Below are 6140 nucleotides of genomic sequence, written 5' to 3' on the forward strand. Positions count from 1 at the left end.
TCGGTAGCCTCGTGCACGTTCCACGCCGGCCGGCAGAGGCCGGCCGTCTACAGGTGGGGGATCGTGTTGAAGAAGAGGCTGACCGGTATCGCCATGGCTATCGCCGTCGCCGTCGGCGGCTCGCTCGCCGTGGCCGGGCCTGCGCAGGCCGCCACCCCGGCCCTCCAGATCACGAAGGCGTACTACGACTCGCCGGGCACCGACAACCGGTCGAACAGCAGTCTCAACGCCGAGTACGTGAAGCTGACCAACCGCCTGTCCTCGACCGTCAACCTGAAGTCCTGGACCCTGCGCGACAAGTCGAGCCACGTCTACAAGTTCACCAGCGACTTCCGGCTCGCCGCCGGCGCCAGCGTTTACATCCACACCGGCAAGGGCACAAACACCTCGACCGACCGCTACTGGGGGTCGGGCGCGTACATCTGGAACAACACCGGTGACACCGCGTACGTACGCAACTCCGCCGGCACCCTGATCGACTCCTGCTCGTGGGGGAGTAGCGGCAGTTACACCAACTGCTGACCGCAGGGGCCGGACCCGTCCGGCCGGTGCGGCGGTCGGCTCTCGTGAGGGGGGGAGCCGACCGCCGCACCGTCGTCTCAGCCGTCCCGGTGCGGCCCGCGCCGCCGGTGGTGACGCGGCACACGACCGTCGACGCGGGCGGCAGCCGGGGCTCCCGCCGGACCGGGGCGACGACGCCGGCTGGTCGGTCTGCGATCCTGATCGGGATGACGACGACCTGGCGACACCTGCCCGCACCGGCCCGCGAGATCGCCGTGGCGGCCACCGAGGCCGTGTCCGCGGCCCGGGCGCGCGACCGGGAGGCGTACGACGAGGCGGTCGACCGGCTCGCGGCGGCGGACCGGTCCGGCCTGGTGCTGGGCGCGGTGGTCCGGCTGCTGCTGGAGGAGACCCACCCCGACGGGCTGGACGGCGACGACATCCGGCAGGTGCTGGAGGCCTGCGTGCGGGGCGCGGCGAGCTGGCAGCCGGGCGTCGACCCGCACGTGGTGCTGGTGCTGCTGGCCGGCGCCCTCGGCGTGTACGACCCGGACGACGACGCCACCCCGCCCGACCCGGCCGCGCTGGCCCGGCACGCCCCGCTGCTGCTCGCCGAGCTGCTGGCCGGGACCGACCGGCCGCTCGACGGCTGGCTGACCGCCGCGTTCGCCGAGATCCGGCGCACCGAGCTGCACGACTGAGCCGCGGAGGGGCCGGCGTGGTCGCCAGGCCCCGGTGCGTCGCGGGCGGTTTAGGGGACCTCGGTGCGGGTGTGGCGGCGGGCGCATCAGACCGTGGCGCTACCGTCAAAGCCAGCCGTCTGATCCGAGGGGAAACGAGTGCTTCTTCGTGACGTCGACGCCGGTGACATCGACGCGTACCGCCGGATGCGCTGCGATCCGGTGATGATGGCCGACCTCGGCGGGCCGATGCCACCGGAGTCCGTGCCGGGCCAACTCCGGCACGACATCGACCTGGTGGCGCGGGGCGTCGGGCTGATCAGGATGATCGTGCCCGACCCGGCCGAACCGGCGACGGTGGCCGGCACGGTGACCCTCCACCGGCACGAGATCGACGGCGAGCCCGGTGGTGAGATCGGCTGGATGGTGCTGCCGGAGTGCCAGGGACGGGGAGTGGCCAAGCGGGCGGTCCGGCTACTGCTCGACGAGGCCCGCGACGACGGGCGCTGGTCGCGGGTGCACGCCTTTCCCGGGGTCGGTAACCGGCCCTCGAACGGCATCTGCCGGTCGCTCGGTTTCGTTCTCCTCGGTGAGCGCGAGACGCCGTTCCGGGGCCAGGTCTTCCGTACCCGGCACTGGGTGATCGACCTCTGACCAGGTGACCGGTCCCGGTCGGGACGATGCCGCCCGGCGGGGTTCGCGGAAGGTTCACCTGGGAGTCCTGGTTGTGGGAATACCACGTCTGTCTATATACATGACGGACGATAGTTCGCCGACCCGGACGGAGCACCATGAACCGTACGCTGCGCATGGCCGCGACCACCCTCGCCACCACCCTCGCCGCCACCGTCGGACTGGCCAACCCCGCCTGGGCCGCCAGCTACTCGGCCCCACTGCGGACCGCGGTCGCGGCCCTGCCGGTGGCCACCGAGGTACGCACCGGCTACAGCCGGGACCTGTTCCCGCACTGGATCGACGCCGACGGCGACCGCTGCAACACCCGCAACGAGGTCCTGCTCGCCGAGGCCGTCACCGCGCCGACGATCACCGGCACATGCACCCTCTCCGGCGGGCGCTGGTACTCCTACTACGACAACGCCTACTGGACGGCGACCGGCGACGTCGACATCGACCACATGGTCCCGCTCGCCGAAGCCTGGGACTCCGGCGCCCGCAACTGGTCCACCAGCCGCCGCCAGGCGTACGCCAACGACCTGGGGGACTCCCGCCCGCTGATCGCCGTGACCGACAACGTCAACCAGTCCAAGGGCGACCAGGACCCGGCCACCTGGATGCCGTCGTACAGCTCCGCCCGGTGCCGCTACGTCAAGGAGTGGGTGGCCACCAAGACCCGCTGGCGGCTCACCGTCGACACGGCTGAGAAGAACGCCCTGACCAGCCTGGCCAACTCCTGCTCCAACGTCACCATCTCGGTCACGTACGCGTACTGACCCGTCAGTCGCCGACCGGTCAGCCACGAGCAGTTCCACCCGGCGTCGACGTTTCGGTGACCGCGGAAACGGTCAAGGCCCGCCACGGAGGGGCCTTGACCTTGCTACCTCTGGTTGGGGTGGCCGGATTCGAGCCAACGACCTCTTCGTCCCGAGCTGGCGGCGAGCGGGTCGGATCGGGTGTCGTCCGAGGTCATCCGGTCTGCTGCGGCTCGTCCCGGTCGGGTGCGGTCGGCGGGGCTGCTGTGCTCCGCTGCTGTGCTTTCTCGGCGGCGTCGAGGACGTTGCGGGCGGCGGTCGCCACCGGGCAGTCCGGTGTCCGGCAGGCCGAACAGCGGCCGCCCGGGCCGGGCTGGTGGTCGCGGAGGATCGCTCGGGCGGTGAGGATCAGCCGGTTGCGGATCTGGGTCAGGGACAGGAACGGCGCGGTCATGCTCAGGTCACGCCGAGGGTGAGGGCGAGTTGGATGATCGTGGCCGGCGCGTGTGGGTCACGGGCGACCTGGGCGAGGGCCTCCCGGCCGGCGGGGCGTTGGCGTACCTCGGCCGGTGCCGTGCGGTCGGCGTCGATCAGCGTCCGGCCCGCACTGATCGGATCGTCTGCCTGGAGGTAGGCGCGGGCGGCGTCGAGCAGGTGGGCGGCGCGGTGTTCGACCGGTAGCCACCGCCAGGCGTCCCGCTTGGTGGTCTTCTCGTGCCAGGCGACCGCCTCGTCCGCGTTGCCCAGTTCGAGGGCTGCGGCGGCACGGGCCAGGTCGACCGCCGTCGGCCCGAACGCGGTCCGGTGGTGGTCGTGGCCGTCGCCTACCCGGGCCGCCATGTCGGCGGCCTCGTCGATCAGGTCGGCGGCGGCCCGGTCGTCGCCGTGTCGGGCCGCAGCCAGGGCCGCCTGCACGAGCAGCGTTCCGCACAGCGACAGTTCTGCGGTGGTGCTGTCGGCCGGGTCGGGCGGGGCGATCCGGTAGGCGGCGGCCAGTGTCGCCGACATGGCGGCCCGCGCTCGCCCTGTCGCGCGGAGCACCTGGCCGAGTTGCACGGTGGCGGCGGCCACCAACATGGGATCGCCGGTGGCGGTGGCCATGGCCCGGTCGGCGGCCAGCCAGCCCAGGTCAGCCTCGCCGAGCTTCACCAGCAGCGACGCGGTCACCCGATACGCCTCCACCAGCAGCGGACGGCCCCACCCGGGATCGTCGGCGTGGACGCGCTGCGCGCCGGCCAACAGGTCCGGCACCAGGGCGATCACCTGCGGGTACCGGGCATGCTCGAACATGATCCACGCGTGTTCGACCTGCCGGGCCAACCGGTCCGCCGACAGCAGGACGCGGCGGACCGCCGGCCGACCCAGGGCGATCTCGTACGCCGACAGGGCCTCACCAATCCGCTCGACACCCTCGGCCCGCTCAGTCACCGCAACGGGTTGGGCGTCTCGGCCGAGCAGCACCGCCGTGTCGATGCGCAGGACGGCGGCGATGTCCTGGAGCGTGGACACTTTGTCGAGGGACCGGACACCACGCTCGACCTTGTCGACCCAACTCTTCGACTTGCCGAGCCGGTCGGCGAACACCTGCTGCGACAACTTCCGCCGCCCCCGCCAGTGCGCCACCCGCCGACCGACCGGCAGCCGGTCACTGCTGTCCACGCCGCCACCGCCGGTCCGGCACTGCCCTGGTCGTCTCCTCGACCGGTATCCGATCCGCCTCAGCCTGCGCGAGAAGCCGCCGCCTGGCCGCTTCCCGTTCCGCCGCCTGGATCTGCTCGCCTCTGCCCTCGACCGGACCGTCGTCGTTCATCCCTACCTCCGCTGGGGAGGGACGCGACGGCGGGTGCTCTTGGAAGGACCGCCGCCGTCGCGCCCCGTATCGAGGAACGCGACCACAGCGGGCACTGATGCCGGTGGGTGCTCGATCGCGTCCTTGCTCGGACGGTAGATCGGTCGGCGTGATGGCAAACTAACTGTCAGTTAGATTCCGTGAGGCTCGGGATCCAACGGATCGATCCCGATGCGAATCGCGAGGTCCCGCAGCTCGGGGGAACCCCGTCGGCGGGCATCCCTGACCATCTGTCCGACGATTTCCCGCACGCTCGGCCGGGACCGTAGCTCAGCGGGTGACGCGTTGTCCGCCTCCAGGAACGCCAGAACCGCCCGGTCCTGGTCGCCGGCCGCATACCAGCCGCGTCCCGCGTCCAGGTGCAGGCGGCATCGGCGGTTCGGGGTGCGGACCTGCGACCGGTCGACGCGCCGAGCCTGTTCCGGCGCGCGTTCAGGTGAGCCGTTCTCGACGGCCACGCCCACCCGCCAGATCCCGCAGTTCGCCGGGGTGAACTCCATTCGCCACGGGTCGGACCCGGCCCGACGCGCGGCGTTCTCCGCCTCCGCCAAGTGCCCATCCGGGTCGCCGGTACCCAGTGAGGCGGCCGACATCGCGGAATGCAGGTGAAGCATCCCGTACCAGGTCAACGACTCATCGTCCCCCGTGTCGCCCAGCCGCTCCGCCGCGCTCGAAGCCACCGCCAGCGACCGCCGCCGACCGCCGTGCGTACCCGACGACAAGGCACTCTGCGCGGCAGCGAAGGCAGCGGCAGCAACCTCCGTCGGCCCAGCGGATGCGGCGACCAGCTCAGCACGCTCCGCGTACCGCGCCGCCAAGTCGATGTAGCCAAACGGCTTGATCGCCAACACTGTGGTCACGGCGGCCCGGACGAACAAGCGCGGCCCGTCCGGATGCCCGGAGTCGGCGAGCTGCCGAGTGGCCCCAACCAGACCAGGCAACAGCCGCGCGAGCGCCTTGTAGTCACAGGCCATCCGGGCAGCCATCGCTTGGCCCACGGACGCACGCAGGACGGACGGATCCAGCGAATGCCCCGGCGCTTCCGGATCATCGTCGAGAGCGCCACGCAGTGCCGGAACAGTGGCGTAAATGGCGAGATCATCTTCACTGCGGGGCAGATGCGGCTGCCCGGTCAGATCAGTGACACTCACACCGAGAGCGCTCGCCAAGGCAATAAGCCGCGAACGCTTGGTCACCGGCCGCCGTCCCGACTCGATCATCGAGATGTAAGAGGCGGTCACACCTACCCGATCGGCCAGTTGCTGCTGCGTCATCCCGGCGGCGTCCCGCCAACTGGCGACGCGCAGCCCAATGTAGTCAGCCATGACTCCTCCTGCACGAGGTCGACGACTTCCGGCACAGAGCCTGCACAACGGACGGTACGTGCCGTCACGCTTCGCGGCCAGCCCAACACCACGCGCGCCGCCAGGTCACCGCCAACCGCCAGCCCTCCGGTCGCGCCGACCTCTCGCTTGTAAGTTCTGGACGCGCTCTGTCCGGCCTCGTCCGTGTACGTCTCTGACGTCAAGCGCTGATCCGTCGCCCTCCAGACCTGACCCTCCGCCGCTGGCCCTGTTGCTGTCGACAGCAACAGGGCCAGCGGGGGAAGTTGGGAAGCCAAAGGTGGGGGTGCCGGGGCCAAGGGGACCACCGCCGAGTGACAGTGGGGGGGACCAATCA

The 6140-nt window shown here is 71.2% G+C and carries 7 protein-coding genes; 4 read left to right on the top strand and 3 right to left on the bottom strand.

All coding sequences use genetic code 11. The annotated features are described in order from the left end of the window. The first annotated feature begins 63 nt into the window (after nucleotides 1-63). From ACFYZF_RS00210 to ACFYZF_RS00225, 4 genes are all read left to right on the top strand, one after another. The gene (locus ACFYZF_RS00210; protein ID WP_387014040.1) at nucleotides 64-522 is read left to right on the top strand and encodes a lamin tail domain-containing protein; all 459 of its coding nucleotides are present in this window, start codon (nucleotides 64-66) and stop codon (nucleotides 520-522) included. 206 nt (nucleotides 523-728) lie between these two features. After that, the gene (locus tag ACFYZF_RS00215) at nucleotides 729-1202 is read left to right on the top strand and encodes a hypothetical protein (RefSeq protein WP_387014043.1); all 474 of its coding nucleotides are present in this window, start codon (nucleotides 729-731) and stop codon (nucleotides 1200-1202) included. Nucleotides 1203-1340: 138 nt separating this feature from the next. After that, complete coding sequence (locus tag ACFYZF_RS00220) at nucleotides 1341-1835, top strand: GNAT family N-acetyltransferase (RefSeq protein ID WP_387014046.1); 495 nt, start codon at nucleotides 1341-1343, stop codon at nucleotides 1833-1835. Between the two features lie 137 nt (nucleotides 1836-1972). Beyond that, entirely contained in the window at nucleotides 1973-2632 is a 660-nt protein-coding gene (locus ACFYZF_RS00225) for an HNH endonuclease family protein (RefSeq protein WP_387014048.1), read from the top strand. Between the two features lie 193 nt (nucleotides 2633-2825). Here the strand turns inward: ACFYZF_RS00225 and ACFYZF_RS00230 are convergent, their stop codons facing one another. From ACFYZF_RS00230 to ACFYZF_RS00240, 3 genes are all read right to left on the bottom strand, one after another. After that, the gene (locus ACFYZF_RS00230; RefSeq protein WP_387014051.1) at nucleotides 2826-3065 is read right to left on the bottom strand and encodes a hypothetical protein; all 240 of its coding nucleotides are present in this window, start codon (nucleotides 3063-3065) and stop codon (nucleotides 2826-2828) included. 2 nt (nucleotides 3066-3067) lie between these two features. Then, nucleotides 3068-4270, bottom strand: coding sequence for a helix-turn-helix domain-containing protein (locus tag ACFYZF_RS00235; protein ID WP_387014054.1), 1203 nt, complete (start codon nucleotides 4268-4270; stop codon nucleotides 3068-3070). 321 nt (nucleotides 4271-4591) lie between these two features. Continuing rightward, nucleotides 4592-5785 (bottom strand): helix-turn-helix domain-containing protein, encoded by a 1194-nt coding sequence (locus tag ACFYZF_RS00240; RefSeq protein WP_387014055.1) that lies wholly within the window; start codon nucleotides 5783-5785, stop codon nucleotides 4592-4594. Nucleotides 5786-6140 lie beyond the last annotated feature (355 nt).

This window comes from Micromonospora sp. NPDC001898 (assembly GCF_042891255.1).
In the GTDB taxonomy this organism is placed as follows: Bacteria; Actinomycetota; Actinomycetes; order Mycobacteriales; family Micromonosporaceae; genus Micromonospora.